This is a genomic window from Agrobacterium sp. NPDC089420, assembly GCF_044900305.1.
GTDB lineage: Bacteria > Pseudomonadota > Alphaproteobacteria > Rhizobiales > Rhizobiaceae > Agrobacterium.
This window is the reverse complement of sequence record NZ_JBJDMY010000012.1, coordinates 160,641-187,511: the sequence shown is the minus strand read 5'-3', so window position 1 is coordinate 187,511 and position 26,871 is coordinate 160,641. Positions and strand designations below refer to the sequence as shown.

General features: G+C 60.7%; 26 protein-coding genes. 17 read left to right on the top strand and 9 right to left on the bottom strand.

Features of this window, described 5'->3' with window-relative positions:
• From ACI2KA_RS18890 to ACI2KA_RS18845, 10 genes are all read left to right on the top strand, one after another.
• A partial coding sequence (locus ACI2KA_RS18890) for a hypothetical protein (protein WP_404503987.1) occupies nt 1–192 on the top strand: 192 nt, incomplete at its 5' end.
• 325 nt (nt 193–517) lie between these two features.
• Nucleotides 518–1,531 carry a substrate-binding domain-containing protein gene (locus ACI2KA_RS18885; protein ID WP_404503986.1) on the top strand — a complete coding sequence of 338 codons (1,014 nt, stop codon included), beginning with the start codon at nt 518–520 and terminating at the stop codon, nt 1,529–1,531.
• Between the two features lie 71 nt (nt 1,532–1,602).
• Nucleotides 1,603–3,123 (top strand): sugar ABC transporter ATP-binding protein, encoded by a 1,521-nt coding sequence (locus tag ACI2KA_RS18880; RefSeq protein ID WP_404503985.1) that lies wholly within the window; start codon nt 1,603–1,605, stop codon nt 3,121–3,123.
• A gap of 12 nt (nt 3,124–3,135) precedes the next feature.
• Complete coding sequence (locus ACI2KA_RS18875; protein WP_404503984.1) at nt 3,136–4,137, top strand: ABC transporter permease; 1,002 nt, start codon at nt 3,136–3,138, stop codon at nt 4,135–4,137.
• Nucleotides 4,138–4,178: 41 nt separating this feature from the next.
• Nucleotides 4,179–5,153 carry a sugar-binding transcriptional regulator gene (locus ACI2KA_RS18870; protein ID WP_404503983.1) on the top strand — a complete coding sequence of 325 codons (975 nt, stop codon included), beginning with the start codon at nt 4,179–4,181 and terminating at the stop codon, nt 5,151–5,153.
• Nucleotides 5,150–6,148: an aldo/keto reductase gene (locus tag ACI2KA_RS18865; protein ID WP_404503982.1), complete on the top strand. Its 999-nt coding sequence runs from the start codon at nt 5,150–5,152 to the stop codon at nt 6,146–6,148. Before ACI2KA_RS18870 ends, ACI2KA_RS18865 begins: the two co-directional genes overlap by 4 nt.
• Nucleotides 6,149–6,270: 122 nt before the next feature.
• The gene (locus ACI2KA_RS18860) at nt 6,271–7,995 is read left to right on the top strand and encodes an FAD-dependent oxidoreductase (RefSeq protein WP_404503981.1); all 1,725 of its coding nucleotides are present in this window, start codon (nt 6,271–6,273) and stop codon (nt 7,993–7,995) included.
• 2 nt (nt 7,996–7,997) lie between these two features.
• Nucleotides 7,998–8,840, top strand: coding sequence for a class I fructose-bisphosphate aldolase (locus tag ACI2KA_RS18855; protein ID WP_404503995.1), 843 nt, complete (start codon nt 7,998–8,000; stop codon nt 8,838–8,840).
• Complete coding sequence (locus ACI2KA_RS18850; protein ID WP_404503980.1) at nt 8,833–10,338, top strand: FGGY-family carbohydrate kinase; 1,506 nt, start codon at nt 8,833–8,835, stop codon at nt 10,336–10,338. The genes ACI2KA_RS18855 and ACI2KA_RS18850 overlap by 8 nt, the downstream gene beginning before the upstream one ends.
• 132 nt (nt 10,339–10,470) lie before the next feature.
• A complete protein-coding gene (locus ACI2KA_RS18845) occupies nt 10,471–11,376 on the top strand; it encodes a LysR substrate-binding domain-containing protein (RefSeq protein ID WP_404503979.1) in 906 nt (301 codons plus the stop codon).
• Nucleotides 11,377–11,435: 59 nt separating this feature from the next.
• Here the strand turns inward: ACI2KA_RS18845 and ACI2KA_RS18840 are convergent, their stop codons facing one another.
• Together ACI2KA_RS18840 and ACI2KA_RS18835 are read right to left on the bottom strand one after the other, a co-directional pair.
• Nucleotides 11,436–12,128 carry an SDR family NAD(P)-dependent oxidoreductase gene (locus ACI2KA_RS18840; protein WP_404503978.1) on the bottom strand — a complete coding sequence of 231 codons (693 nt, stop codon included), beginning with the start codon at nt 12,126–12,128 and terminating at the stop codon, nt 11,436–11,438.
• 10 nt (nt 12,129–12,138) lie between these two features.
• Nucleotides 12,139–13,341 carry a pyridoxal phosphate-dependent aminotransferase gene (locus tag ACI2KA_RS18835; protein ID WP_404503977.1) on the bottom strand — a complete coding sequence of 401 codons (1,203 nt, stop codon included), beginning with the start codon at nt 13,339–13,341 and terminating at the stop codon, nt 12,139–12,141.
• 432 nt (nt 13,342–13,773) lie between these two features.
• Here ACI2KA_RS18835 and ACI2KA_RS18830 point away from each other — a divergent pair, with 432 nt between their 5' ends.
• Genes ACI2KA_RS18830 through ACI2KA_RS18815 form a run of 4 tightly spaced genes read left to right on the top strand, consistent with a single transcriptional unit; the run spans nt 13,774 to nt 17,721 of the window.
• Complete coding sequence (locus ACI2KA_RS18830; protein WP_404503976.1) at nt 13,774–14,706, top strand: ABC transporter permease; 933 nt, start codon at nt 13,774–13,776, stop codon at nt 14,704–14,706.
• A complete protein-coding gene (locus ACI2KA_RS18825; protein ID WP_404503975.1) occupies nt 14,703–15,506 on the top strand; it encodes an ABC transporter permease in 804 nt (267 codons plus the stop codon). Before ACI2KA_RS18830 ends, ACI2KA_RS18825 begins: the two co-directional genes overlap by 4 nt.
• A gap of 25 nt (nt 15,507–15,531) precedes the next feature.
• Nucleotides 15,532–16,608, top strand: coding sequence for an ABC transporter substrate-binding protein (locus ACI2KA_RS18820; protein WP_404503974.1), 1,077 nt, complete (start codon nt 15,532–15,534; stop codon nt 16,606–16,608).
• 9 nt (nt 16,609–16,617) lie between these two features.
• Complete coding sequence (locus ACI2KA_RS18815; RefSeq protein ID WP_404503973.1) at nt 16,618–17,721, top strand: ABC transporter ATP-binding protein; 1,104 nt, start codon at nt 16,618–16,620, stop codon at nt 17,719–17,721.
• Nucleotides 17,722–17,872: 151 nt separating this feature from the next.
• Here the strand turns inward: ACI2KA_RS18815 and ACI2KA_RS18810 are convergent, their stop codons facing one another.
• The 6 genes from ACI2KA_RS18810 to ACI2KA_RS18785 are packed head-to-tail and all read right to left on the bottom strand — an operon-like array spanning nt 17,873 to nt 22,640.
• Nucleotides 17,873–18,640, bottom strand: coding sequence for a 5-oxoprolinase subunit PxpA (locus ACI2KA_RS18810; protein WP_404503972.1), 768 nt, complete (start codon nt 18,638–18,640; stop codon nt 17,873–17,875).
• Nucleotides 18,641–18,663: 23 nt separating this feature from the next.
• The gene (locus ACI2KA_RS18805) at nt 18,664–19,662 is read right to left on the bottom strand and encodes a biotin-dependent carboxyltransferase family protein (protein WP_404503971.1); all 999 of its coding nucleotides are present in this window, start codon (nt 19,660–19,662) and stop codon (nt 18,664–18,666) included.
• Nucleotides 19,659–20,372: a 5-oxoprolinase subunit PxpB gene (pxpB, locus tag ACI2KA_RS18800; protein ID WP_404503970.1), complete on the bottom strand. Its 714-nt coding sequence runs from the start codon at nt 20,370–20,372 to the stop codon at nt 19,659–19,661. Before pxpB ends, ACI2KA_RS18805 begins: the two co-directional genes overlap by 4 nt.
• A complete protein-coding gene (locus ACI2KA_RS18795) occupies nt 20,369–20,809 on the bottom strand; it encodes an acetyl-CoA carboxylase biotin carboxyl carrier protein (protein WP_404503969.1) in 441 nt (146 codons plus the stop codon). Before ACI2KA_RS18795 ends, pxpB begins: the two co-directional genes overlap by 4 nt.
• Nucleotides 20,806–22,200: an acetyl-CoA carboxylase biotin carboxylase subunit gene (gene accC / locus ACI2KA_RS18790; RefSeq protein ID WP_404503968.1), complete on the bottom strand. Its 1,395-nt coding sequence runs from the start codon at nt 22,198–22,200 to the stop codon at nt 20,806–20,808. Before accC ends, ACI2KA_RS18795 begins: the two co-directional genes overlap by 4 nt.
• The gene (locus ACI2KA_RS18785; protein WP_404503994.1) at nt 22,197–22,640 is read right to left on the bottom strand and encodes an acetyl-CoA carboxylase biotin carboxyl carrier protein; all 444 of its coding nucleotides are present in this window, start codon (nt 22,638–22,640) and stop codon (nt 22,197–22,199) included. The genes accC and ACI2KA_RS18785 overlap by 4 nt, the downstream gene beginning before the upstream one ends.
• Nucleotides 22,641–22,834: 194 nt before the next feature.
• Between ACI2KA_RS18785 and ACI2KA_RS18780 the strand changes: the two genes are divergently transcribed.
• Nucleotides 22,835–23,761: a DMT family transporter gene (locus tag ACI2KA_RS18780; protein ID WP_404503967.1), complete on the top strand. Its 927-nt coding sequence runs from the start codon at nt 22,835–22,837 to the stop codon at nt 23,759–23,761.
• Here ACI2KA_RS18780 and ACI2KA_RS18775 read toward each other — a convergent pair.
• Nucleotides 23,742–24,659, bottom strand: coding sequence for a DMT family transporter (locus ACI2KA_RS18775; protein ID WP_404503966.1), 918 nt, complete (start codon nt 24,657–24,659; stop codon nt 23,742–23,744). The two genes, ACI2KA_RS18780 and ACI2KA_RS18775, sit on opposite strands and share 20 nt — an antisense overlap.
• Before the next feature lie 198 nt (nt 24,660–24,857).
• Between ACI2KA_RS18775 and ACI2KA_RS18770 the strand changes: the two genes are divergently transcribed.
• On the top strand, nt 24,858–25,748 hold the full coding sequence (locus ACI2KA_RS18770) for a LysR family transcriptional regulator (protein WP_404503965.1): 891 nt from the start codon (nt 24,858–24,860) through the stop codon (nt 25,746–25,748).
• A gap of 94 nt (nt 25,749–25,842) precedes the next feature.
• Nucleotides 25,843–26,796 (top strand): tripartite tricarboxylate transporter substrate binding protein, encoded by a 954-nt coding sequence (locus ACI2KA_RS18765; protein ID WP_404503964.1) that lies wholly within the window; start codon nt 25,843–25,845, stop codon nt 26,794–26,796.
• The last annotated feature ends 75 nt before the right edge of the window (nt 26,797–26,871 follow it).

Genomic DNA, 26,871 nt, shown 5'->3' with positions numbered 1-26,871 from the left:
TGGCTGCCACATGTCCGCGGCAGAATTTATCACCGGCCTCTTGATTGCCTTCACGAGCAGATGCTGGATGCAGACCCTGCCGCTGAAATCGGCGCCATCATACAGGCGGAAACGCTTCGCGAACTGCTGGTTCTGCGTGTTCCTGATTATCCGATGGTTGCTGAACCGGAGCGACTTCCCTCCGCGGGTTGAGCGAGGGCGGGAGGCGGCCCAGGCTTCAGCGTCCTCTTGAAGGCGCTGAAGCCTGCGACATGGCCTGATCCGATGGGAAATGTCCGCAAGCCGGCAAAAACCAGACGGAAATCGCCGAGATCCTCTCAGCATTTGCAAACGGGCAAGTTTGGAATCTCGCTTCAAAAAGGCCTCGCTTTTGTAATATGAAATAAATTTCACTACCGAAAATAAAATGCAAAACCCGTTGACGGGCCGCGTTTTTCCCTCTATTTCAAGTGACGTGCAATAAATTACATCGTATAAAATTTATTGCAGACTAAGTCATTGTCCTTGGGAGGGGAATATGTTGGCTTTTCTGAAATCGACCGCTGCCGTGGGTGTTTTAGCCGTGGCCGTGACCGCCGGTGCAGCGTCATCGGCCGCTGCCGCGGGCAAATTCGCCTGCGAGCCGGGTGAGACCTATGTGATGAATGTGATGGTCTCCAGCCATCCCTATTGGGTGCCGGTCTTCGAGGGGTTCAAGCAGGCCGCCAAGGCGCTCGGCTGCGAAGCTGCTTTTACCGGCACGCCGGACTATGACATCACCAAGCAGATCGCATCCTTCGAGCAGGAACTGGTGAAGAAGCCGAAAGGCATCCTGCTGCATCCGATGCAGGCCGATCCCTTCATCGAACCCATCAACAAGGCGATAGCTTCGGGTGTTTCCGTAACGACCTTCGCGGCGGATTCGCCGAAGTCGAAACGCACCGCCTATATCACGTCGGACAATGTCGCCGAGGCGAAATTCGCAGCCGAAGAGATCATCAAGAAGCTTGGCGAAACGGGCGAATATGCCGTTCTGGAAAATCCGGGCCAGAGCAATCACGACCTGCGCGTGACCGCTCTCATCGACTATATGGAGCGCGCCCATCCGCAGATGAAGCTGGTTGGCCGGCAGGCCACCAATCAGGATTCGAACCTTGCCTACCAGGCGGTCGGCGCGTTGCTGCAGGCCAACCCCAATCTCGGTGCATTGTGGATTCCCGAAGCCGGTTCGGCCGAAGGTGCCACGGCCGCTGTCCTTGAGGCGAAGAAGAAGGTGCTTATCCTGCATGCGGATATCACCCCTGCGACCCTGGAACATATCAAGCAGGGCAATATCTACATGTCCATCAATCCCAACCAGGGCGTTCAGGGTTTCATGGGCTTCATGAACACCTTTCTGGGCGCCCATTCGGACCTGATAGACCCGTTCAACGACTATAAGGTCTCCGGCTTCAATCCGATGCAGATACCTTCGATGGACAATGGCTTCGCCGTGATCACCAAGGCCAATGCCGCTTCCTTCGATCTTAACGAATATATGAAGGGACGCTGACGCGCCGCTGTGGAGCCGGCGAGGGTCACGCCTCGCCGGTCCCGAGGGAGAAGCAGGTTCGGGAGGGCGTTATGGGCGAGGTCATCCTCAGCATGACGAATATTCAAAAGGCGTTCGGTCCCGTGCGGGCGTTGCGCAATGCCGCGCTTGAGCTGCGGCGGGGCGAAATCCACGCGCTGGCAGGTGAAAATGGCGCCGGCAAGTCGACGCTGATGCATATTATCGATGGCATTCTGCAGCCGGATGGTGGTGAAATCCTGCTGGATGGCAAGCCGGTTCGCATCGCTTCGCCCAATGTGGCGAACCGGCTCGGCATTGGTTTCGTTCACCAAGAGATTGCACTCTGCCCGGAGATTTCAGTCGCCGAAAACATGTTCATGTCGCAGACCGGTCAAAGCCGTTCCTTGTTCGTGAATTATCGCGATCTGGAGAAACGTGCCGCAGCCATTCTGCGGGAAATCGGCGATATCGATCCTGCCAGCCGCGCCGGCGACCTGTCGATTTCACAGCAGCAGATCGTCGAGATCGCCAAAGCGCTGACGCTCGATTGCCGTATCCTGATCCTCGACGAGCCGACGGCGGCCTTGACCGAAACCGAAGCACAGACGCTTTTCAGGATCATGCACCGGCTGGCGGAACGGGGCATTGCGATCATCTATATCTCGCACCGCATGGCGGAGATTTTCGAACATTGCGACCGCATCACGGTCATGCGCGACGGTTGCCATATCAGGACGGAGAATATTGCCGAGATCTCGCCGGAAGATGTCGTCAACAGCATGGTCGGGCGCGTTCTCGACAAGCTTTACCCGCCGAAACTTTCGGACGATGAAAAGTCGCACGAGGTCATCCTCTCGGTTCGGGGACTGAACGAAGGAAAACGCGTTTTCGATGTCGATTTCGATCTGCGCCGCGGCGAAATCCTTGGTCTTGCCGGCTTGATCGGCGCCGGCCGAAGTGAAATCGCCCGGGCTGTCTGCCGGCTGGAAGGCAAACCGAGCGGCGAGGTCTCGCTGCGCGGCAGGCCGCTAAGGCTCAAGGATTATCGCGACAGCATCCGGGAGGGGCTGGTCTATCTCTCCGAAGACCGCAAGGGCGACGGGCTGTTCCTCAACATGTCGATCGCCGCCAATGTCTCGGCGCTCGATGTCGGCAGGATATCGAACGGCATGGGCTTCATCGAGCGGCGCAAGGAAACGGAGCGCGCCGATGAGTTGGGACGTCGCCTGAAATTGCGGGCGAACAGCGTTGGCGATGCCGTATCGACCTTGAGCGGCGGCAACCAGCAGAAAGTGGCGCTGGCAAAGATGCTGTCGGTGGAACCCGAGGTGATCTTTCTGGATGAACCGACGCGCGGGGTGGATGTGGGCGCAAAGGCCGAAATCCACCGTCAGATCAGGGAGCTGGCGCGCGAAGGGGTTGGGGTCGTGGTCATATCTTCGGAACTGCCGGAATTGATCGGCGTCAGCGACCGGGTGCTGGTGGTGCGCGAAGGCCGCATCACGGGTGAGGTCGAGGGCGACGACATGACGGAGGAAAAGATCATGCAGCTTGCATCGATCACTATTATGCAAAGCCCGGCGGGAGCCTGAGGGAGCGAGAAAATGGCAACATCGGAAACACCTTCAAGCCTTGCCGAAACGGCGGTTCGCCGTGCAGCCTGGTGGGAGCCGGCGCTCAAGGCGCGCGAAACCGGGCTGATCGTCATCATCCTCGCGCTTTTTGCGGTGATGTCCTTCATCTCCCCGTATTTCCTGACCGTGGACAATCTGCGGGCCATGGCCATGGTCTTCGCCATCGAAAGCATCGTCGTGGTCGGCATGACGATACTCTTGATCTCGGGCGGCATCGATCTTTCCGTCGGTTCCGTCACGGCGCTCGCGATGGTGGCGGCCGGCTGGCTGTTCCTGAATGGAGTCGATCCCTGGGTTGCCGCGGGGCTGGCGATCTGCCTCACGACATTGGTCGGTATAGCGATGGGATTTTTGACCACGGTGATCGGCCTGCATCATTTCATCGTATCGCTGGGCGTCATGGTGATAGCCCGCGGCGTCTGCCTGCTGGCGACGGGCGGGCGGCCGCTCGGGCTCTTTTCCCTGCCGCCGGAATTCAAGTTCATCGGCCAGGGTGCACTCGGTGGCATTCCGCTGGTGCTGATCATTTTCGCCGTCGTCGTCGTTTCCTTCGATCTGCTGTTGCGGCGCACGACCGCCTTCCGCAAGGTGTTCTATACCGGCAGCAATCCGAAGGCTGCGGCCTATTCCGGCATTCGCGTCGGCCGCGTCGTTCTCGCCACCACAACGCTGTGTTCGACGCTGGCCGGCGTTGCGGGCGTGATCTATATGGCCCGCTTTGGTTCGGCCCAGCCGAGCTTCGGCATCGGCATGGAACTTAACGTCATTGCGGCGGCGGTCATCGGCGGTGCGAGCCTCTCCGGCGGCTCCGGCACCATTCTGGGCGCAATCCTCGGCGCGATCCTTCTATCGGTCGTTTCGAGCTCGCTTGCCTTGCTTAACGTGTCTGTCTACTGGCAGGACATCATCAGGGGCAGCATATTGCTGGCTGCGGTCCTGTTCGACCACTATCTGGTCAGGCGCCGCCGTTGAGCGCCCTTCGCTCGCCCGAGGATAACTGGAGAAAGACGATCATGCTGGATATCAAGGACGACTTCGATCAACAGAGACAGATGTATTCCGTCCTGGTGCTGCATTTCATCGAGGGCGTGAAGCAGTCGGAGATCGCCGAGCGGCTCAATCTTTCCCATACCAAGGTGAACCGGATGATTGCGGCCGGCCGCAAGGCGGGCATGGTGAAGATCACCATCGCCAGCCCCTATCAGCGGCTGGTTGACCTCGAAAACGAAATCAGCCGCCGTTTCGGCCTTCGGCAGTCGGTGGTGACGCCGACCGTTTCCGACAATCCGGAAACCGTGCTGCAGATGGTCGGCCGGGTGGCCGCCAATCACTTGCTGGAGACGATCCGGGACGGCGACGTGATCGCGATTACCGGCGGCAAGGCGGTGAGCGCGGTGGTCGATAATCTCGAGGCGGAGCGCCGTTTCGATGTGCGGGTGGTGCCGCTGACCGGCGGCGTGCAGGGCAAGCATTATACCGACGTCAATCATCTCGCCACGCAGCTTGCGGAAAAGCTCGGCGGCAGCGCCTCGCTCTTGCATGCGCCGCTATTTGCCGAGGACGAGGAGCAGCGCGATCTTCTGATGAATGTCGCGTCAATCCGCGAAGTCTTCGATCTGGCGCGACAGGCGCAGGTGGCGCTGGTCGGCATCGGTTCCGTGGAAGCACCGGGTTCCGGTTATTACGATCTTCTGCCGGATGCCGCCCGTGGCGGGCAGGCGCTGGTGGATGCCGGTATTGCCGGCGAATTTCTCGCCCATCTCACCATGGCGGACGGGCAGTTGGCGCGGATCGATCTCAACTCACGGGTCGTGGCGCTGGATCCCGGGCAGCTTGCCCGGTGCCCGAACATCATTGGTGTGGCGGCTGGCGCCATTAAGGCCGGGCCGGTGGCGGCCACGCTTGCGGGCCGCTATCTGACGTCGCTCGTCGTGGATGAGGCGATCGCTGGTCATTTACTGGATCAAGAGGGAGGGGAAACGTCGTGACGGACAACGCAATATTGACCCGGACGATTGGCGGCAGCGGTATCGGCGCATCGGCCGTGGGGCTCGGCACCTGGGCGATCGGCGGCTGGATGTGGGGTGGTACGGATGAGCGGCAATCCATCGCCGCCATTGAGGCCTCCATCGATGCCGGTATTTCCCTGATCGATACCGCGCCGGCCTACGGCATGGGACTTGCGGAAACCATCGTCGGCAAGGCGATTGCGGGCCGGCGTGACAAGGTGGTGCTGGTCACCAAATGCGGTCTCGTCTGGCACGGGAATGAGGGGACTTATTTCTTTGATCAGGGTGGCAAGCCCGTTCACCGTTATCTCGGCGCCGCTTCGATCCGGCATGAGGTCGAAGAGAGCCTGAAGCGGCTCGGAACCGATTATATCGACCACTACGTCACCCATTGGCAGGATGCCACGACGCCGATTGCCGAGACAGTGGATGCCCTGCTGCGGTTGAAGGAGGAGGGCAAGATACGCTCGATCGGGGCAAGCAATGTCTCGCCGGGCGATCTTGCGGCCTATATCGCCACCGGCGCTCTCGATGCCATCCAGGAAGAATATTCCATGGCGAAGCGGGATATCGAGACAACGCTGCTGCCGCCCTGTCGGAAGAATTCCGTCTCGGTTCTCAGCTATTCGTCGCTGGCGCTCGGTCTCCTGTCAGGCAAGGTCGGGCCGGAACGCGTATTTGCGGAAGACGATCAGCGCCACGGCAATCCCCGTTTCAGCCAGGCGAACCGCCAGAAGATCGCGCGGTTGATGGGCGTGCTGGAACCCGTGGCGGCCGCCCACGAGGCGTCTGTCGCGCAGGTGGTAATCGCCTGGACGATTGCCCAGCCGGGCATAACATTTTCGCTATGCGGCGCGCGCGATCCGGTTCAGGCGGTGGAAAACGCCGCTGCGGCGCGTCTGCGCCTCACGGAGAGTGAACTGGCCCTCATCAGCGCCGGCGTTGCCGAGCATCTTGTCGGGCTGGATAGCTGAACCATGTAGCTGAGACGGGATTTCAGGCGAACAGCGCATAATTTTCGCTTCCCGTCTCTCACGTCGCTTTAAACGATCAACACCATTGGGACGCTGGTCATTAGCCAGCGAACGGTATTCCTATGCCCAGTTTTCGCGAGGACGCTCTTCGTCGCATCCGTCAGGACGGTAATTTCGATGCCGTCGTCATCGGCGGCGGCATCAACGGCATCGCTGCCTATCGCGATCTCGCCTTGCAAGGCTTGAGGGTGCTGCTGGTCGAACGTAACGATTTCTCCTCCGGCTGCAGTGCGGCACCTTCGCGCATGATTCATGGCGGTCTGCGTTATCTCGAAAATGGCGAATTCGGCCTCGTGGCGGAATCGCTGCGGGAACGCGATGCGCTCCTGACGCTCGCGCCGCATATGGTACATCCACTGCCGACGACGATCCCGATTTTTTCGGTGTTCAGCGGCATGTTCAACGCGGCGGCCACATTTTTCGGCTCCGGCGGCAAGCCGGCGAGCCGGGGGGCGCTCGCCATCAAGGCGGGTCTCATGCTTTATGATTTTGTTACCCGGAAGAACCGTATTCTGCCCCGCCATGAGTTTCGCAGCGCCGGCAGGACGCGGCGGCGCTGGCCGGCTCTGACACCGGCGATCCGATATTCGGCCACCTACTACGATGCTTGGATAAGCCAGCCCGAACGGCTTGCGCTGGAACTCCTGATCGATACCGCAGCCGATGCGCCGCAAAGCATTGCGCTCAATTACGCGGAGCTTATCCGCACCGGCGATGAATATCGTCTCCGGCCGGAAGAAGCGGATGAGATGCTGCCGATCCGGCCACGCGTCATCGTTAATGCCACGGGGGCCTGGATTGACGAAACGATCGGCGCGCTTGCCGCCGCCCCGGCTGCGGAAAAGCAAAAGCCGACCGTGTCGGGCACCAAGGGATCCCATCTCATCATCGCCAATGACGCCCTCCTCCAGGCGCTGAACGGCCACATGATTTTTTTTGAAAATGCAGATAACCGCGTCTGTATCCTCTTTCCCTATCTCGGCCGGGTTCTCGCGGGGTCAACCGATATCAAGGTGGATCGTCCCGAGCGGGTGCGGTGCGAGCCGGAGGAGCGGGACTACATTCTGGACGCCATCCGTCAGGTCTTCCCGGAAATCGCTGTCGACCATGCAGACATCGTGTTCAGTTTCAGCGGCATACGCCCGCTGCCGCGCAGCGATGCCGCTTTTACCGGGAGGATTTCCCGCAGTCATTTTGTTCACCGCGTTGCCGGCGATCCGCCCCAGCTTTGCATGATCGGCGGCAAGTGGACGACTTTCAGGGCTTTTGGCGAGCAGGTGAGCGACGCGGTTCTGTCCTTTCTCGGGCGCAAGCGGCTGGCCAGCACGATGAACCGTCCCATTGGCGGCGGCAGGAATTTTCCTGCCGGTGCCGGACGCCTACCAGCCCTGCTGTTGGAGCAATTTGCAATAGGCCGGCAGCGGGCGGAGCATCTGGCTTTGGTCTATGGCTCGCGCGCCTTCGAATTGATGGGCTTTTGCCGGGGGCGTCCGGATGACGCGCCGCTTTGCGAAAATCTGCCGGTCACGGCTGCGGAGGTGATCTGGCTGATCCGCTCCGAACATGTCCGGCACCTGACCGATCTGATCCTGCGGCGCACGACGCTCGCCATTACCGGTGTCGTCAATGCCGATCTGGTCGACGCCATCCTCGATGTCGCGGCGCGCGAGCTTGGCTGGTCATCAACCCGGGCGGCGGCGGAACGGCAGCGGCTCATCCATGAGCTTGAAACTTTTTACGGGGTTACCCCGGCAATGCTTCAACACAGATGCAAGGAGAATGCATGATGATGCGGATATCGAAAAAGACGCGCATGAATCGGCTCTTCCGCGATGGCGGATGCCTGGACGTAGCCATCGATCACGGGGTTTGCAACGAGCCGAGTTTCCTGGTCGGGCTGGAGGATATGCCGCAGACCGTCGAAAAGCTGGTGGAGGCGGGTCCCGATGCCATCCAGATGGTCTACGGGCAGGCGGACCTGCTGCAGCAAAGGCCGGAGCGCGACAAGCCGGCTCTCGTCATGCGCATCGATATGGGCAATCCCTATAATTCCACCCGTCACAGAACCATGTGGTCGCAGCTTCAGAATTATCACGATCCGATCATAGGCGCGCTGGAGATGGATGCCGCCTGTGTCGTCGTCAACCTGTTCATGCTGCCGGACGAGCCGGAACTGTTCCGCCAATGTGTCGAGAACATCAGCCGGGTGCGGGCCGATTGCCATCGCTTCGGCATGCCGCTGATGATCGAGCCGCTGGTGATGCTGCCCAACGACGTGCGCGGCGGCTATCAGGTGGATGGCGATGCCGAAAAGATTGTCACGCTGGTGCGGCTTGCCTCGGAAATGGGAGCCGATATCATCAAGGCCGATCCCACCAGCAACCCCGGGGATTTCCACCGGGTGATCGAGGCGGCGCGCTGCCCGGTGCTGGTGCGGGGCGGGGGACGTGAGGATCTGCGCAATGTGCTGGCAAAATCGGCGGCTTTGATGGCCGAGGGCGCGAACGGGATGGTTTATGGTCGCAATATCTATCAGCATGACAATCCCAAGGCCGTTGTCTCGGCCTTGATGGCCATCATCCATCAGGGTGCGAGCGGCGAAGAAGCATGGGACGTCTATCATCGTGGCTGAGAAAAATCACATATTGGGTCTCGACGTCGGCAACACGGTCATCAAGGCCGTCTTGTTCGACATTGCGGGCCGGCAGGTCGCGCAACACGCCATCGATGGTCATTCGACATTTCCCGAGCCCGGTTATGTCGAGCGCGATCTTGAGGAATTGTGGCGAAACGGCTGCGAAGCGATCCGGGCGCTCCTGGCAAAATCGTCGGTCGACCCCCGCAGCATCGCGGCGGTGGGCTGCGCCGGCCACGGCAACGGCCTTTACCTCCTGGACAAGAAACAGCAGCCGCTCATCGGCATCCAGTCGCTCGACAGCCGCGCCGCCGCTATCGCCGCCGAACTGGATCGGCAAAGTGGCGCTTTGTTGCAGGCGCGCTGTCTGCAGCGGCCATGGCCCGCACAGACGCCCAGCCTTCTGGCGTGGGTGAAGCGGCACAGGCCGGACATCTATGCGCAGACCGGCACCGTGCTGTTCTGCAAGGATTTCGTCAATTTTCGCCTGACAGGCTGCCTCGCCAATGACATTTCCGACCTCAGCGGCGCCGGGCTGCTTGCCTTGCCGGAGGTGCGCCTCGACCGCGAACTTCTGTCACTCTACGGTCTTGCCGATGCGCTTGCGTTCTTTCCCCGTTTCGTGGAATCGGCGGATATTGTCGGCCATGTGACGCGTGAGGCTTCGGGCCTGACGGGACTGTCTGAAGGTACGCCCGTGATCGGCGGTTTTTTTGATGTCGTATCCAGCGCCATGGGTTCGGGTGTCATCCATGCGGGGGAAGCGTCCATCATTGCCGGCACCTGGAGCATCAACCAGGTTTTCGCCGACAAACCGGTCATCAGCTCCGATGTCTTCATGGTCACGACATTCGGCCGTGACCGCTATGTCAATATCGAGTCCAGCGCCACCTCCGCCGCCAATCTTGAGTGGTACGTACATCGTATTCGCGCCGACCACGGCGATCATGCCTTCGAGCGTTGCAACGAGCTGGTCGGTTCCGTCACGCCGCGCGCCGACGATCCATTCTTTCATCCGTTCATCTTCGGCTCGCGGCTGGGCGCGGAATTCCGCGGCGGGTTTTACGGCCTCGCCGGCTGGCATGGCGAAGGCCATATGTTGAGAGCCCTGTTCGAGGGCGTCTGCTTCGAACACCGTCGCCATATCGGTGTGCTGCGCAAGGCGGGTCTGCCGGTTGAAAGCGCCGTCATGTCCGGTGGCGGTTCCCGCAGCCAGCACTGGCCGCAGATCATGGCGGATGTGCTGGAAATTCCCTTGCGGGTGGCTGAGGCCCGTGAGACCGGCGCCCTTGGCGCGGCGATCGGCGCGGCCGTGGCGATCAATCTCTATCCGGATTATGAAGAGGCGGTCGCGGCGATGACACGTGTGGCCAGGGCCTACCGGCCGGAGGCTAGTCGAATTCCGCGCTACCGGCGACGCTACGGGATTTACGGGCAGCTGACCGAACAATTGCGCGGCTTCTGGAGCGACCTGCATTTGCAGGAGGAAACGTAGTTCCCGCCCGTGCCTTCGTGGTGCGCGATCAGGCGCGCCACGGGGCAAGGCCCGCAGGGAAATGGAAGATGGACTTTATCGGCAAATTGAGCATCTTATTCCTGCAAGCAGTAATGGGATAATCAGTAGCAGATGGATATAAGGCGCCTGAAATCGTTTATCACGATTGTCGACATGGGTAGCATAACGAGGGCGGCCGATGTGCTGCATATCGCCCAACCGGCGCTCAGCCAGCAGCTGGCAAGCATTGAGGAGCATTTTCGCCAGAAACTGCTGACCCGAAGCCAGCAGGGCGTCGTCATGACCGATGCCGGCCGGGTTGTCTACAGGCATGCCCAGGTCATTTTGCGGCAGATGGAACAGGCGCAGGCGGAGGCGCTGGAAGCGGGCGCGGTGCTTTCCGGCAAGGTGTCGGTGGGCCTTGCGCCCTTCAGCAGCGCCGCCACCCTTTCGCTGCGCCTTATGGAGGAAACCAAGCGGCTTCATCCCGGCATTCTGTTGCACATCACGGAAAGCGTCAGCCAGCCCTACAGCCAGATGATCATGAACGGTCGCCTGGAAATGGGCCTGATTCACGGCACGGGGCCAATCCGGGGCGTCAAGTTCACGCCGTTATTGCGTGAGGAATTCGTGCTGGTCGTGCATCGCAGCTTCGGCGTGGAACCGGGCGATGCGCCGATCACGGTCGCCGATCTGGCATATCTGCCATTCCTCCTGCCGCCGACCTATAATTTCGTGCGTCGCGCCATCAATCTCGCCTTTACCCGCAGCCGCAAGGATCTGATCGTGATGGCGGAGCTGGAATCGGTCAGGACCATCGCGCGCGGTGTGGATGCCGGGCTTGGCGCGACGATAACACCCAAGGCCATCGCCAACCGTATCGTGGCGGAGTCCAATGAGGACATCGTCGTCAGGCAGATCGCCAGTCCGATGATCGAGGAAACGCTGTCCTTCTGCGTATCGGACAATACACCGCTCTCCGAGCCTGCGCTTGCCGTGAAGGAAATATTGCTGCAACTGGCGGAGACCCTGAAATAAAGGGGCGCCGGCTTGTGATCACGCGTCGGTCTGTTCTCCGGTCCGGCGCGTGAAAAAGACTAAAGCATTGCTTCCTTGCGGCAGTTCACCAGCAATTCGGCCACCGAAAGGTTGTTCGGCAGGCGAAGCAGGGTTTCCACCATTTCGGCGAGATCCTCGGGCTGGGTCATGTCCTCGCGGCTGACTTCCGTTTCGCCCACGGTCATATCGGTTGCGATATAGCCGGGGCAGAGGGCGGTGGCGCGCACGCCGCTGTCCCATAATTCCTGGCGGATACCGTGGGTAAGGGCGACGACGGCAAATTTCGTCATGGCATAACCGACATTCGAACCGACGCGGCGTCCTGCCAAGGAGGCAACGTTGATGACCCTGCCCTGTCCGGTTTTTACGAGGTGGGGAATGGCGGCGCGGGTGACCCTGAGCGGACCCTTGACGTTGATGCGCCACATCTGGTCGAGGCTTTCCTCGCCCGCATCCATCACCCGGACCTTGGGGTTGATGCCGGCGCAATTCACCAGCCCGTCGATCCGGCCATATCTGCCGGCGACGGCCCCAACCCAGGCCTCGGCCGATCCCGCCTCTTCCGCATCGTAGCGATCAGCCGAGAGCCGGTCCTTCACCGCAACAGCGGCCGGATTCCGTGCCCCTGCCGCGACGGTGAAACCGGCTTCGTGAAGCCTTGTGGCGATCGCAAGGCCAAGGCCCCGCGATGCACCGGAAACCATAATGACACGGCCACTTCCTCCCAGCATGCTGTTCTCCCTATTTCATTCCGTTGCAGAATTCGGCGATGCGGGTGCAACCTTCGGCAAGGTTTTCCATGCTGGTGGCATAAGACAGCCGGAAGAAGGGGCTGAGGCCATAGGCCGCGCCCTGCACCGTCGCAACGTGATGTTCGGCGAGCAGCGCCATGACGAAATCGGTATCGTTCTCGATCTTCGTGCCGCCCTTCGTGGTCTTGCCGATCAGCGCCGCAATGTTCGGGAAGATATAGAAGGCGCCTTCGGGCTTGTGGCAGCGGAGACCCTCGATTTCCGAAAGCTTGCCGAGCACGAAATCGCGGCGCGTCTTGTAGACATCGGCGCGCTCCTTCAAAAGATCCTGCGGACCGTCGAGAACCGCGACGGCGGCCGCCTGCACGATGGTCGCCACCCCGCCGCTGTTCTGGGTATTGACGTTGCTGATGGCCTTGATGAGATCCTTCGGGCCACCGCAGAAACCGAGGCGCCAGCCGGTCATCGCATAGGCCTTCGAGGCGCCGTTGACGGTCAGGACGCGGTCATAGAGGCGTGGCTCGACTTCGGCGATGGTGCAGAATTCGAAGTCGTCATAGATCAGGTGCTCATACATGTCGTCGGTCATGATCCAGACATGCGGATGCCGCAGCATGACTTCGGCGATTTCCTTCATTTCCGCGCGGGAGCAGGCGGCGCCTGTGGGATTGTTGGGGAAGTTGAAAAGCAGCCATTTGGTTTTCGGGGTGATGGCGGCTTCGAGATCTTCGGCGCGCAGGCGGAAACCGTTATTTTCGGGGCAGACCACCGGCACCGGCACGGCGCCCGCGAACTTGACGATATCGGCATAGCTGATCCACGACGGTGCCGGGATGACGACCTCGTCACCCGGGTCACAGGTGGCCATGATGGCGTTGAAGATGATCTGCTTGCCGCCGCCCGCCACCAGAATCTGGCTCGGATCGTAGTCGAGATTATTGTCGCGCTTGAACTTCCGCTGGATCGCGGCCCGCAGAGCGGATGTTCCATCGGCCGGCGGATATTTCGTATCGCCGGCAAGGGCCGCCGCATGCGCCGCCTCGACCGCGTGGGCGGGGGTCGGGAAATCCGGCTCGCCGGATGACAGGCTGATGACCTTGATACCCTGGGCTGCGAGGTCGCGGGCTTTCTGGGTCATGGCGAGCGACGCTGACACGGTGACGTTGTTAAGGCGTTGGGCGATAGTGGGCATGGATCATTTCCGGTTGTGACGGTGAAGGCAGGCATCGTCGCGACGCCCGTGCATGCAAAGAGGTTACGGGAATTTTCCGCCATTTCCCCAATACGACTTCGATGTGAGGTCATACGGGATTTTGATGCATCGCCGCCAAAATGGGGCAGGCAGTCCATATGCGTATGCGATGACCTCAGAGGAATAAAATATTATGCAGCCCGTCGGCTTAGCCCCTAAGCTCGGCGTAAGAACAAGGGAACGACGCGTCATTCACTGTTGCCCAAAGAGGTAACCGGCGCGAACAAGCAGACACATGCGACAGGTGCCGGCAAAAGACCGGATGCCGCGACAGGGAGCACACCCAGCAAATTCTAGTCCTTGGGCCGGAACGATGATGTCGTTCGGCTCAATACGATGCCTCGTGCCGTATTCAACGCGACGGGAGTATAGATGTCGGATATTGCGATCATGGAACCACATGCCCCGCCACGCCGTGGAGTCTCCGGCTGGAAAGCCCTCGAGCGCCGGCTGTTTTCGCCCGGCATCCTCATCCTGCCGCTCCTGATCTTTCTCACGATCTTTTTCTTCTGGCCGGCCGTCCGGCTGATGACCTTCAGCGTCATGACGCAGAATTCGCAAGGGTTGATCGGAGCCCCCTTCACGCTTGCCCATTATATCCGGTTCTTCGAGGTCGATCTTTACCAGAAGGTACTCTGGGCGACGATCCGCATCAGCCTCATCACCTCGGTTCTTGCGGCGATCCTGGCCTATCCGGTTGCGACCGTTCTCGTGCGCGGCAATATCGTCACGACCCGCATCATCACGCTGATCGTCATCGCACCGCTGGCCGTCAGCGTCGTGGTGCGCGCCTATGGCTGGCAGCTCATTCTCGGCAATGGTCCGACCGGCCTTCTGAATTATGTGCTGATGAATCTCGGCATCATCGACAGTCCGCTGACGCTGCTGTTCTCGGACGCCGCCGTCATTATCGGCTCCCTGCACATCTTCTTCCCGATGATGGTGCTGCCGCTGTCGTCCGCGCTTGGAAAGATCGATCCCAATCTGCAGCAGGCCGCGCGCACGCTCGGCGCGCCGGCATGGAAAGTGTTCCTGCGGATCACCTTTCCGCTCAGCCTTCCCGGCCTGGTCGCGGGTTTCACGCTGGTTTTTTCGCTCGCTTCCGCATCCTATGTCATTCCCGCTTTGATCGGCGGTCCCGGCTCGCAGATGCTCGGCAACATGGTCGAACAGCAGGTTCTCGCGGTCTATGACTGGCCGTTCGGCGCCACCATCGCCACCATCCTCGTCTTCATCGTCATTCTGATCAACGCCGTCTCGATGCGGCTGCTCGGCGGGCGTCGTATCAAGGCAAGCGCGTCATGAACAACAAGCTGACAGGCACGTCCGCCATCGTCCTTTATGCGATCACCGCCGCCATGATGGTGTTCATCCTGGCTCCCATCGTCCTCGTCGTCGCCATCTCGTTTTCCGACAGCTACTTCGTCACCTTCCCGCCGCAGGGCTTCACCTTCCGCTGGTATGCGGCGGTGATGCAGAACGAGGAATTCACCGCCGGCCTCACCTTCAGCGCGGCGCTGGCGGTGGCGACCACCATCCTTTCGCTGGCGCTCGGCGTTCCCGCCGCCTTTGCGCTCTCCCGTGGAAAGTTCATCGGCCGTTCGCTGATGAAGGGATTGCTGCTTTCGCCGCTGATCTTTCCCGTGCTGGTGACCGGTCTTGCGCTGCTGCAGCTCTTTTCCGGCTATGGCTGGATGGATACCAAGGTTAAGCTTCTGATCGCCCATACCGTCGTGACGTCGCCCTATGTGATCCGCACGGTGCTGACCAGCCTCCAGCTCGTCAATGTCAGCCTTGAGGAAGCGGCGCGCACGCTTGGTGCCACCCGCTGGAAAACCTTCACGCGGGTAATCTTTCCGCAGATTGCGCCCGGCGTCGCCTCCGGCTCGATCTTCTGCTTCATGGTTTCTTTCGACAATTATCCTGTTTCGATGTGGCTGGCCGATTCCGCGAACCTGCCCGTGCCCATCGTTCTCTATCGCCAGATCGGCACGGTCTTCGATCCTTCGGTCGCGACCATGTCCACCATCATCATCCTTCTGGCGGTGACCGTCGTGCTCGTCCTCGACAGGCTGGTGGGTCTGCGCCGGGCAATGGCTATGTAAATCAACAACAAGAGGGGTACCGGAAATGACAGACAAGACCATCATCATGAAACGGCGCAGTTTCCTGACAGTCACCGCAGGCGCGCTCGCCACACCCTATTTCTACACCGCGGCTTCCGCACAGGACCGCACCATGTATGTCGGCGTCTATAATTCGGCGCAGGGCGGGCTGATCAAGAAGGAAGTGATCCCGGCCTTCGAAGAGGAATATAAGTGCCGGGTGCTGACGACCGAAGGTGCGACGCTCGCCAATATCGCGACGCTGCGCGCCACCCGCGAAAATCCGCAATATAGCGTCATGTCGATGGATGATGTCGGCGTTCCCCAGGCCAAGGAGGAAGGCCTGATCGAGCAATTGCCGATGGGCGAAATCCCCAATCTCAAGAATGTCTATTCCCGTTATCTATTCGAAGACAATTTCGGCGTCGGTTTTGCGATTTCGATTGCCGGCCTGTTCTATAATCCGACGACGGGCAAGCCATTCGAAAGCTACGAACAGATGTTCGACAAGAAATATGCCCGCCGTATGCTTCTGAATACGCCCAAGAACACCCAGAGCGTTTTGATGCTGATGGTGGCGGCCGCACTTGCGACCGGCAAGCCGCTGAAGGAAGCGCAATATGAGACTGATGCAGGCTGGGCGAAACTTGCCGAGCTGAAGCCGAACGTCCTGTCGATCTATGACGCGGAAGCGCAGACGATGATGGTGGCGCAGGGCCAGGCGGATTTCGGCGGCATCGAATATTCCAAAGCCGTTTACCCGCACACCAGAAAAGGCGTGCCGCTGGACATGACCTTCCCGAAGGAGGGCGCATTCACCGGCATCAATTCCATCGCACTGGTGAAAGGCGGGCCGCATCGCGATCTTGCGCTTGCCTATATCAACCGCATCCTCGATCCCGGCGTGCAGAAAATGCTTTCGGAAGCGACGCTGAGCGCCCCTTCTGTCAAGGGCATCGAGTTCAGCGAAGAGACGGCGAAGTTCCTTGCCTATCCGGAAGCGAAGATGGAATCGCTGAACCTCTTCACGCCGGACTGGAAATACATCATTCCGCGTCGCGCGCAGTGGCTCGAAAAATACAACCAGACCTTTAACGGCTGAGGAATAGAGATGAAATCCGTCGAAGTCCGCCTGGAAAGACTGACCAAGCACTACAGTGGTCAGGTCGTTGCCGTCGATGATGTTTCGCTTACTGTCAAGGCAGGGGAGATTCTCGCGCTTCTCGGTCCGAGCGGATGTGGGAAAACCACCTGCCTGCGTATGATTGCGGGGCTTGTCGATCCCACCTCCGGTGAAATCGTGGTCGGCGGCAAGCCGACCACGCGCACCCCGGTTCACCGCCGCAATGTCGGCATGCTTTTCCAGAACTACGCCCTGTTTCCCCATATGACGGTTGCCGAAAACGTCGCCTTCGGCCTTGAGATGCGGGGTATTTCCAAGGCCGACCGGGAAGGGCGTGTGAGGCAGGCGCTCGATCTCGTTCAGCTGCACGCCTTCGGTGACCGGCTGCCGGTGCAGCTTTCCGGCGGCCAGCAGCAGCGGGTGGCGCTGGCGCGGGCGCTGGTAATCGAGCCTTCGATGCTGCTTCTCGACGAGCCGCTCGGCGCGCTCGACAAGGGCCTGAGGGAAAGCATGCAGGTCGAAATCCGCAGCCTGCAGCAGCGGCTTGGCCTCACCACCATCATGGTGACCCATGACCAGGACGAGGCATTGACCATGGCGGACCAGATTGCCGTGATGCGGGATGGCAATCTCGAGCAGATCGCTCCGGCCGGTGAAATTTACCAGAAGCCACTGACACGCTTCGTCGCGGGTTTCATCGGCGCCTCGAACTTCTTCGAGGCGACGGTGGAGGAACGTCGGGGCCGCTCCGCGCGGCTGGTGACCGGTTCCGGCGTTCGGCTCGATGTGGATGACATGGGTGCGGTCCAGGGCGGCAAGGTTGTCGTTACGGTCCGTCCCGAGGCCGTTTCGGTCTCACCGCTTACGGTGGGCGCAGATGAAAACGCCAGCAATTCCACTACAGCGCGGGTCGAGCAGGTCGTCTATCGCGGTTTCATGCTGCATTATTATCTGCGGCTGGACAATGGTGAGCCGATGATCGCCTACCGGCAGACCCAGACGGAAGGTTTCACCAATGCTGTCAGCGCCGCCGGTGACCGGGTGAGACTGAGCTGGACGAGCGACAGCAATCACGTGATCCAGCTGAATTGACGCTTCCGCAGCCGGGTCGCTCAGGCGGCCCGGCTGGCGACGGATCGAAATCCGTGTGTATTCCATAGCCGGCAAAATTTCGGCACCGCGCTCCTGATGTGGAGTGCGGTGCCGTGCTTTTTTGTTTCAGGATATGACAGCGCGCCCCGCTTCAGGCGACCACTTCACGTGCCGGCACGACGCTGCCGCCACAGGCTTCCACTTCGCTGCGCACCGTGCGGGCAAGCTCCAGCGAGCCGGGTGTGTCGCTGTGAACGAGGATCGATCTGGCGCGAACGGCGATGATCTCGCCCTCGATCGTCGTGACGGTACCCTTCTCGAGAAACTGACGCACCCGCGCGCGCACTTTCGCCTCTTCCTTGATGACGGAATTGGGCAGTTTGCGCGGCACGAGCTGGCCCTTCACATCATAGGCGCGGTCGGCGAGGAAAAGGTTCAGCACTTTCAGACCGCAATCCAGCGCGGCCTTTTCGATCAGCATGTCCGGCATCGAAAAGACGATGAGATCGGGATCGACCGCCTTGATCTTTCTCATGATCCGTTCGGCGAGCGCCGCATCGCGGTTGATCATGTTGCCCATGGCGGCATGGAAGCTGATATGGGAGAGCGCGACATCCTGCGCCTTCGCAATCGCCGAGAGCGCGCCGAGCTGGTAGAGAACCTGCTGTTCCATCTCTTCCGCATCGACGGGAATTTCGCGGCGGCCGAAGCCGAGACGGTCGGCAAGGCCCGGATGGGCGCCGACGCCGACGCCGTTCTGTTTGGCCAGACGCACCATGCGCGCCATCATTTCCGGGTCGCCGGCATGGAAGCCGCAGGCAATATTCGCCGAAGAGACGACTTCCATAAGCTTCTCGTCGTCGCAGACCTTATAGACGCCGAAACCTTCGCCCATATCGGAATTAACATCGATCTTCATGGTCCTCTCCTTGTTCTTCCGGATTATCGTTTTGTCAGCGTGCCGAGTGCGGCGGTAACCAGCGGCAGGGTTTTGCGGATATCCGCAAAATAGGCGTCGATTGCCCGTTCGACCTCCAACGCTTCCTGAACTGTCGCCTGTACGAAGCGGATGCGGCTGCCGATGCGGGCCTGGCCGAGCCGCCATAGATCGCTATCGATGATGCCGGCCATCTTGGGATAACCGCCGGCCGTGTTGGCGTCGCTCATCTGGATGATCGGCTCGCCGCTTGGCGGCACCTGAACGACACCCGGGATGACGCCGTAGGAGCGTAGTTCCACCGGGGCCGAGAGCGTCAGCGGCGTTCCGGCCAGCCGGTAACCGGTGCGGTCGCTCTGCGAGGTGATTTTCCAGGGCTCAGACCAGAAACGTTCCGCACCTTCGCCGAAAAGATCGTGCTCGGCGGCCGGAATGGCCCTCAGCAGCAATTCACCATCGCCGGTTACGGGAAATATGTCGGGCATCGCTTCGGCAAGCGGTATGACGCCGAGACCGCTTGCCGGAGGTGGCGGAACCTCCGATGGCAAAACGGGCAGCCTGTCGTCCGTGGCGAGATGACGGCCTTCATGGCCGCCGAACGAGCCGCGAAGCGAGGTGCTGCGCGATCCCATCACCACCGGAACATCGATGCCGCCCTGAAGGCAGAGATAGGCCCGCGCATTTTTCTTGGGCGTCGAAAGCTCGAGGGTTTGACCCTTCTCGGCCCGCACACACCAGTAGGGCGGCAGATCCGCGCCATCGAGCCGTGCAGTGCAATCCGCACCGGTAACCGCGAAGGTCAGCGCCTCTTCGAATTCGATGCGGAAAGGAAAGGTCTGGATTTCAATCGCGGCTGCATCTTCGCGGTTGCCGACGAGAATATTGCCGACCCTGAGTGCAATCGGGTCCATCGCGCCGGTGGCGGTGATGCCGATATTGCGATAACCCGCGCGGCCGAGATCCTGCACGGTGTTCAGCGGTCCGCAGGCAAGAATATGGATCATAGTTCGATCCTTTCGGGAAGGAAGCGAACCCGGTCGCCGGGAGCAAGCACCGCCGGCTGTTCGGCTGTGGCGTCAAACATCGTGATTTCGGTGAAACCCAGCGAGTTCCAGCCATTCGGCCCGGTCAGAACCGAGATACCGGACTGCATGCCGCCGATCGTCACCATGCCCTTCAGCATGCGAAGCGACGGGACTTTCTTGCGCGGCATGAAGATGCGCGGATCTAGACCGCCGAGATAACCGAAGCCGGGCGCGCTGCCGACGGCAAAAACCGTATAGGTCCTCTCAAAATGAAGGCGCACGACTTCCCTATCCGGCAGGCCGGAATAATCGCAGATTGCGGCAAGGTCGATGGCGTGTTCGCCGCCATAGGTGGTCGGCACCTCGATGGTCTTGCCGAGAAGATCGAGTTCCGCCGTTCTTTGCCAGATGTCGAGAAGCTCGTCCTGCAGGCGCCCGGCATCTTCCGGCGTGCTGTGCAGCACGATCAGCAGGTTGGTCATGCCGGGTATCAGTTCCAGCACCTCGGGGCGGTCCTTGAGCGCGCGCGTCAGCGCCCAGATGCGCCGCTGGGCGGGCAGGTCCAGCTCGCCGGGCGCTTCGATCAGGAAGGTCTTGTTGCCGATCATCGAGATTTTCGGCAGGTCCAGATGGGCGGGGGTGAGGTGGGGCGTTTTCAGCGGGAGGTTGCTCATCGACGTCACCATCATGTTTCGGTCTTGAGAAGGGTGGAGCCATAGCCGACCAGCGCGCCGGCTTCCGCCACGATTTCGCCGACGGTGCCGGCTTTTTCGGCGATGACCGGAACGATCACGAGCCCTGCCGCCACGAAGGCGACGACCTCGCCTTTTGTTACGGATTGTCCTGTCTGAACCGCCCGGTCGGGGTGCTGCGGATGGGCGGGTATAAAGATGCCGGCCATCGGTGCGCGGGCGAGAATATCCCCTGCCTTTACCGGCACTTTGGCCGTTTCAATGGGCCGCCGTGCGGCAGCGGCCTGGCCACCCGCCATGGCAACGATCTTCAACGACCCATCGGGGGTCTCTATCTCGATGGCGGAGACGTTGTTGCGCGCAAGGTGAGCGGCAAGATCGGCAATCGTGCCGGGCTCGCTGTAGCGGGATATGGAAACAGGCTGTCGTTTCACTTTGCACTCCGCGCTGCAAGCCAATGTTCGAGGTAATGAATATCCGTGCCGCCCTCGGAGAAGGCCGGGTCCTGCAATATGTCCCGGTGCAGCGGCAGGTTGGTGGAAACGCCGTCGATGCGCATTTCGCCAAGCGCGCGCCGCATGCGCAGGATCGCCTGTTCGCGGGTCGGCGCATGGACGATGAGCTTGGCGATCAGCGAATCGTAATGGGCGGAAACCCGATAACCTGCCGTCACATGGGTATCGACGCGCACACCCGGGCCGCCCGGCAGGTGAAGAGCCGTGATCAGGCCGGGGCAGGGAATGAAGCTGTACGGGTCTTCGGCATTGATGCGGCACTCGATCGAATGGCCTTGGCAGACGATGACCTCCTGCGAAATCTCGAGCGGATGGCCGAGGGCGACGAGAAGCTGCTGGCGCACCAGATCCACGCCGGAGGTCATTTCCGTGACCGGATGTTCGACCTGCAGGCGGGTATTCATCTCGATGAAGTAGAACTCGCCGTTTTCATAGAGAAACTCGAAGGTGCCGACGCCGCGATAACCGATCTGGCGGCAGGCCTCGACGCAGCGATTGCCGACAAAGGCCGCGACATCGGGCGGGATGCCGATGGCCGGGCCTTCTTCGACGACCTTCTGATGCCGGCGCTGCATGGAGCAGTCGCGCAGACCCACCCAGACGCCGCCGCCCCGACCATCGCAGAGAACCTGAATTTCGACGTGGCGCGGATGTTCGAGGAATTTCTCGATGTAAAGTTCCGGCTTGCCGAAGGCCCGGCTTGCCTCTTCACGCGTGACGAGTACGGCATCCTGAAGGGCGGAAGCCTCGCGCACGACGCGCATGCCGCGCCCGCCGCCGCCGCCGGCCGCCTTGACGATGACGGGATAACCGATTTCGGCGGCGATTTTCGCAATTTCCACGGCATCATCCGGCAGGGCGGAATCGGGGCCGGGCACACAGGGCACGCCGGCCGCCATCATCGCCCGTTTCGCCGCGATCTTGTCTCCCATGGTGCGGATGGCGTCGGCGCGCGGGCCGATGAAGACCGCTCCCGCGGCCTCCACGGCTTCTGAAAAAGACGCTCTTTCGGACAGAAAACCGTAACCGGGATGAACCGCGCCGGCGCCGGTCAGCTCCAGCGCGAGCAATATGGCCGGCGCGTTGAGATAGCTCTGGCCGGGAGAGGCCGGCCCGATGCAGATGGCGGTATCGGCCGCCTTCAGGTAGTCGGCGTCCTTATCGGCTTCCGAATAGACCATGACGGTCTTCAGACCGAGTTCACGGCAGGCACGCTGCACCCTGAGTGCGATCTCGCCGCGATTGGCGATCAGGACGCTGTCGAATGCTCTCGGTCCGGCCGCTGCCAGTGGAAGTGACGCATCCATCATTCGAACTCCAGCACCGGCTGACCGAGTTCGACATCCTCGCCATCATTGGCAATAAATCTGGCGATCCTGCCGCTTCGTTCGGCTCTCACGGTGTTGAACACTTTCATCGCTTCGATGATGAAGAGTTCCTGCCCTTCCTCGACCTCGTCGCCGGCCTCTGCGAAGGGGGCCGCACCCGGGCTCGGAGCGCGATGGAAAAGACCGAATGACGGTGCTGGGACGATGCCGGATGGCGCCGGCGCCTGTTCTTCGGCGCGGGGGGGCTTGGATGCGGTTTCCGTCAGCGGAACGGCGTGAGGCTGCGATGACGGAGAGTTTGACGAAACGGTGTTGTTGTCGCGAATGATCCGGACCGTGGTTCCCTCTTGGCTCACGGTCAATTCGGATACGCGCGAAGAGCCGACAAACTCGATCAGTTTCTTGATCTTTTCCAGATCCATATTGCTTTCCAACGTCTTTTTTGTCCCCAAGGCGGCGGGCAAGCGGAGCGGAATTCGCACCCTGTCCATCAGCAATTGCTACCATGGAGGCGGGATTGATGGGGTCAGACGAAGTTCCTATGGACACGGGTTTGCGGTTTGATATCCCGCCGCCGCGTGGTGAAACGGTTCGAAGACGTCCGAAGGAACGAACCATGGATTCCCGCAAAGGCATTCTCCTCAAAATCTCCGCAGCGCTCGCTCTGGTGCTGATGGGCGCCTGCATCAGCGGCCTCAAGGGAGAAATACCCATCGGGCAGGTGGTCTTCTTCAGATCGGCGGTGGCCATGCTGCCGCTCTGCCTGTGGATGGCGGCGCAGGGCGGTTTTAAAAGACAGGTGGCCACACGTCATATTGGCGGCCATCTGGTGCGGAGTTTTTCCGGCACCGGCGGCATGGTCTTCAGCTATCTGGCGCTCGCCTATATTCCGCTGGCCGATGCGACGGCCATCAGCTACGCGACGCCGCTCTTCACCGTCATTCTGGCGGTCCTTCTTCTCAAGGAAATCGTCAGGATCTATCGCTGGACGGCGGTGGTTGTCGGGCTCTGTGGCATCGTGCTGATCCTGTCGCCGCATTTTTCCTTCGATGTTTCGGATGTCGCCTCCGGTTCCGGCGTCGCCATGCTCGGCGGCCTGTTCGGTCTGGCGGCTGCGTTTTTCTCCGCCATATCGATGATCCAGATCCGGCATCTGACGCAGACGGAAAATACCGGCGCGATCATCTTCTATTTTACATTGCTTACAACGGTCATTGGTTTCGCGAGCATCGGCCTGGGCTGGACAATGCCGACCGCGTGGCAATGGAGCCTGCTGATCGGCACCGGTCTCATCGGCGGAACTGCGCAGATATTGGTGACGCTCAGCCTGCGATATGCGGAGGCCTCACTGCTCGCGCCCTTCGATTACACCACGATGATCTGGGCGCTGCTGATCGGTTACGCCTTCATGGATCAGATTCCGGCCCTGACGACCCTTCTCGGAGCCTCGATCGTGGTCGCCGCCGGCCTGTTCACCCTGTGGCGGGAAAGGCGGCTGCACAAGAAGCGCGTCACCGATGAGCTTACTTTGTCAGCTCCCTGACGGCCTGTTTCGCCAGCCGGTTTTCGCGCCACATGGCAAACAGCCCGGCGGCGATGACCGTCAGTGCACCGACGATGGTGGCGCCCGTCGGCACTTCAGCCATGAAGAGATAACCGAGGGCAATCGCCCAGATCATCGTGGTGTAATCGAAGGGCGCGAGCAGCGAGGCCTGGGCATGGCGCAGGCTGAGTGTCATGGCGATCTGGCCGATGCCGCCGGCAAGGCCGCCGCCGGCGAGCAGCATGAACTGGTTGAAATCCGGCATTTTCCATCCAAATCCAAGCGTGGCGAAACCGGCAACAACACCCGTCAACGTATAGATGAGCACGATGCGCGACGGCCTTTCGATGCTGTTCAGGTGACGGACTGCGATGGAGGAAAAGGCGGCGCACAGCGCGCCGGTCAGCGCCAGTGCGGTTCCGATCATGGCAATGCTGTCTATTTGGACGGGACCTGACGTCGTGTCGAAGACCAAGTTCGGCGAGAGTGTCATGAAGACGCCGATGAAACCGGTCAGCACGGCGGACCAGCGATATAGCCGCACTTTTTCGCCAAGCAGCAGCGCCGCCAGCATGATGGTGAAAAGCGGTGTCGTGTAGCTCAGCACCGTCACATTCACCAGCGGCAGATAGGCGAGCGCCAGAAAGCCGAAGAACATGCCGCCCAGCCCGGCCGAGCTTCCGGCAAGCAGGCGGCCCATATTCTGCCTGGCCGGCACGGTTATCGGCTCGGATGAGGCGATGAACCATAAAAAAAGCGGGATAAGGGCAAAAAATCCCCGGCAGAAGACGACTTCGCCGACGGGTATCGCCCCGTCCAAACCCTTCACGCAGGCGGACATGACTGTGAATGCCAGCATGGCCGCCAACTTGAGCAAAATACCTGTTTTAGGATCCATCCCGCTCCCCATCGCAGCCAAGACCGTGTCATGGGGAAGACATTGAGAAAAGCCTTAGCCGGCTGTCATAAGAATCTTGTCTTACCCCATCACTCCTTTGAAGACCGGCAGAACCACCGCACGACGCTTTTGCCCTAGGCCATCGCGGCGGTTTGATGTCATCATCGCATCTCGAACCGGCGGGAGGTTTAGGCAGACATGTTGGATTTGCGCAGGTTGCGATATCTGGTCGCGATTGCCGATTGCGGCTCCATGTCGGCGGCGGCGCGACAATTGGGTATAGCCCAGCCGGCGCTCAGCCACCACATCACTGAACTGGAACGGCTGGTGGGTTTTCCCGTGCTGCACAGGCTGGCGCGCGGCGTGAAGGCGACGGAAAAGGGTGAAGTTCTGCTTTCCCATGCACGGGAGATCACTGAGAAGGTGCGGCAGGCGGAGGCGGAAATCCGCGCCATGGCCTATCTGGATGAGCGGGTGATCCGGCTGAGCCTCATCCCCTCCTGGGCGACCGCTTTTGCGCCGAGCATCATCAGCGAGGTCGTCGCCTCGATGCCGAAGGTCTCGCTGCGGCTGATAGAGGCGCGCAACGACGAATCGCTGCGTCTAATCCGTCTCGGCAAGGTGGATATGGCCGTTGCGCTGGTGGGGACTGGGGAGGGGGCCGACGATCTTATCGTCAAGGAGAGCCTGTTTGCGGTGTCTTCCCGACCCATCGACCGGTCGATGCCGCTTGAGGTTGTGGCAGGGCTCAACCTGATCCTGCCGCCAAAGGACAATCCGCTGCGCGTATCGATCGACGAAGCCGCCGTCCGCGCCGGCATCACACTCAACGTGACAATGGAGATCGACGGACAGGACACGATCAAACGCGCCGTCAGCGCCGGTATCGGTGCGACGATCCTGTCATGGAATTCGGTGCAGCAGGAACAGGAAGCCGGCCAGCTTCAGGCCGCCCATATCACCGATCCCGTCATTTATCGCTCCATCCATCTGCTGAAGGGCAGGGAGGTGGATGAGCGAACGTTCAGGCTCTTCCGCGACCTGTTGCGGGCCGTCGCAAGACGAGAGCCGGCGGCATCCAACCCATAAACAATATGTATGGGTAAATTGAAAACTCGGTATTTGTATTGTTGATGGCTTCTTCCTAGCCTCCCCGGTGAAAGCGTATCGGGGAGGAAAAGATATGCGTTTGAAGACATCTCTGTTTGGCATGCTGGCAGCGGCGGGAATGCTGGCTGCGGGAGGGGCGGCGGCGGAATATCCGGAGCGGCCGGTGACGCTCGTCATCGGTTATCCGGCCGGTGGCGGCACCGATATCCAGTCTCGGGCGCTGGTGCCCTATCTCGAAAAATATCTCGGCACATCCGTCGTGGTGGAAAACCGCGAAGGCGCCGGCGGGCTGATCGGCGCGACCTACATCGCCAATGCCAAGCCTGACGGCTACACCATCGGCGCGTTGAATTTCCCGTCGATGTATTCGCCGATCGTCCAGGGCAATGCCAGTTATAAGGAAGATGCATTCACGCCGCTCGCCAACCAGATCGGCGGCGATCTGGCGCTGACGGTCAACAAGGTGTCGCCGATCAAGACCGCCAGGGAATTCGTGGAGGCGGCCAAGGCGAACCCGGTCGTCGTCGGCGTGACCGGCATCGGCCATCCGAGCCAGATCACCGCCTTGCTGTTCGAAGAGGCGGCGGGTGTGAAGCTCAATTTCGTTCCCTTCAATGGCGGCGGCCCGGCAAGGCTCGCCATGCTGGGCAACCACGTCACGCTCGGTTTCATGAATCTCAACGAAGTCTTTGCCGATCATCGCTCGGGCGCGCTTCGTGTACTGGCCACATCAGGTGCCGAGCGTTCGCCGCTCTCGCCAGACGTACCGACGTTCAAGGAAGCCGGCTATGATGTTCAGTTCAGCCTGCTTGCGGGTTTTGGCGCGCCGAAAGGCCTGCCTGCGGATGTCGAAGCCAAACTGGTCGAGGCCTTCCAGAAGGCCTTGAAAGATCCGGATTATCTTGCCGATGCGAAAAAGCGCGAACTGACGACATTGCCGTTGACCCAGGCCGAATTTGCCGAGGCGCTCAAGAAGGGCAACGCCAATCTGGCCGAGCTCTGGAAAAGCAAGCCCTGGACAAAATAAGCGGCCGGTAACGGTCGCTTCTCTCACCCTAACCCAAATGCCGCTCGGGCCTGTGTCTGGCCCGGCATGCCCCAC

What these genes read in the sequence shown, in the direction of transcription:
- ACI2KA_RS18885 (WP_404503986.1), top strand. Translation starts at nt 518, where the DNA reads ATGTTGGCTTTTCTGAAATCGACCGCTGCCGTGGGTGTTTTAGCCGTG.
- ACI2KA_RS18880 (WP_404503985.1), top strand. Translation starts at nt 1,603, where the DNA reads ATGGGCGAGGTCATCCTCAGCATGACGAATATTCAAAAGGCGTTCGGT.
- ACI2KA_RS18875 (WP_404503984.1), top strand. Translation starts at nt 3,136, where the DNA reads ATGGCAACATCGGAAACACCTTCAAGCCTTGCCGAAACGGCGGTTCGC.
- ACI2KA_RS18870 (WP_404503983.1), top strand. Translation starts at nt 4,179, where the DNA reads ATGCTGGATATCAAGGACGACTTCGATCAACAGAGACAGATGTATTCC.
- ACI2KA_RS18860 (WP_404503981.1), top strand. Translation starts at nt 6,271, where the DNA reads ATGCCCAGTTTTCGCGAGGACGCTCTTCGTCGCATCCGTCAGGACGGT.
- ACI2KA_RS18855 (WP_404503995.1), top strand. Translation starts at nt 7,998, where the DNA reads ATGCGGATATCGAAAAAGACGCGCATGAATCGGCTCTTCCGCGATGGC.
- ACI2KA_RS18845 (WP_404503979.1), top strand. Translation starts at nt 10,471, where the DNA reads ATGGATATAAGGCGCCTGAAATCGTTTATCACGATTGTCGACATGGGT.
- ACI2KA_RS18840 (WP_404503978.1), bottom strand. Translation starts at nt 12,128, where the DNA reads ATGCTGGGAGGAAGTGGCCGTGTCATTATGGTTTCCGGTGCATCGCGG.
- ACI2KA_RS18835 (WP_404503977.1), bottom strand. Translation starts at nt 13,341, where the DNA reads ATGCCCACTATCGCCCAACGCCTTAACAACGTCACCGTGTCAGCGTCG.
- ACI2KA_RS18830 (WP_404503976.1), top strand. Translation starts at nt 13,774, where the DNA reads ATGTCGGATATTGCGATCATGGAACCACATGCCCCGCCACGCCGTGGA.
- ACI2KA_RS18825 (WP_404503975.1), top strand. Translation starts at nt 14,703, where the DNA reads ATGAACAACAAGCTGACAGGCACGTCCGCCATCGTCCTTTATGCGATC.
- ACI2KA_RS18820 (WP_404503974.1), top strand. Translation starts at nt 15,532, where the DNA reads ATGACAGACAAGACCATCATCATGAAACGGCGCAGTTTCCTGACAGTC.
- ACI2KA_RS18815 (WP_404503973.1), top strand. Translation starts at nt 16,618, where the DNA reads ATGAAATCCGTCGAAGTCCGCCTGGAAAGACTGACCAAGCACTACAGT.
- ACI2KA_RS18810 (WP_404503972.1), bottom strand. Translation starts at nt 18,640, where the DNA reads ATGAAGATCGATGTTAATTCCGATATGGGCGAAGGTTTCGGCGTCTAT.
- ACI2KA_RS18805 (WP_404503971.1), bottom strand. Translation starts at nt 19,662, where the DNA reads ATGATCCATATTCTTGCCTGCGGACCGCTGAACACCGTGCAGGATCTC.
- pxpB (WP_404503970.1), bottom strand. Translation starts at nt 20,372, where the DNA reads ATGATGGTGACGTCGATGAGCAACCTCCCGCTGAAAACGCCCCACCTC.
- accC (WP_404503968.1), bottom strand. Translation starts at nt 22,200, where the DNA reads ATGATGGATGCGTCACTTCCACTGGCAGCGGCCGGACCGAGAGCATTC.
- ACI2KA_RS18785 (WP_404503994.1), bottom strand. Translation starts at nt 22,640, where the DNA reads ATGGATCTGGAAAAGATCAAGAAACTGATCGAGTTTGTCGGCTCTTCG.
- ACI2KA_RS18780 (WP_404503967.1), top strand. Translation starts at nt 22,835, where the DNA reads ATGGATTCCCGCAAAGGCATTCTCCTCAAAATCTCCGCAGCGCTCGCT.
- ACI2KA_RS18775 (WP_404503966.1), bottom strand. Translation starts at nt 24,659, where the DNA reads ATGGATCCTAAAACAGGTATTTTGCTCAAGTTGGCGGCCATGCTGGCA.
- ACI2KA_RS18770 (WP_404503965.1), top strand. Translation starts at nt 24,858, where the DNA reads ATGTTGGATTTGCGCAGGTTGCGATATCTGGTCGCGATTGCCGATTGC.
- ACI2KA_RS18765 (WP_404503964.1), top strand. Translation starts at nt 25,843, where the DNA reads ATGCGTTTGAAGACATCTCTGTTTGGCATGCTGGCAGCGGCGGGAATG.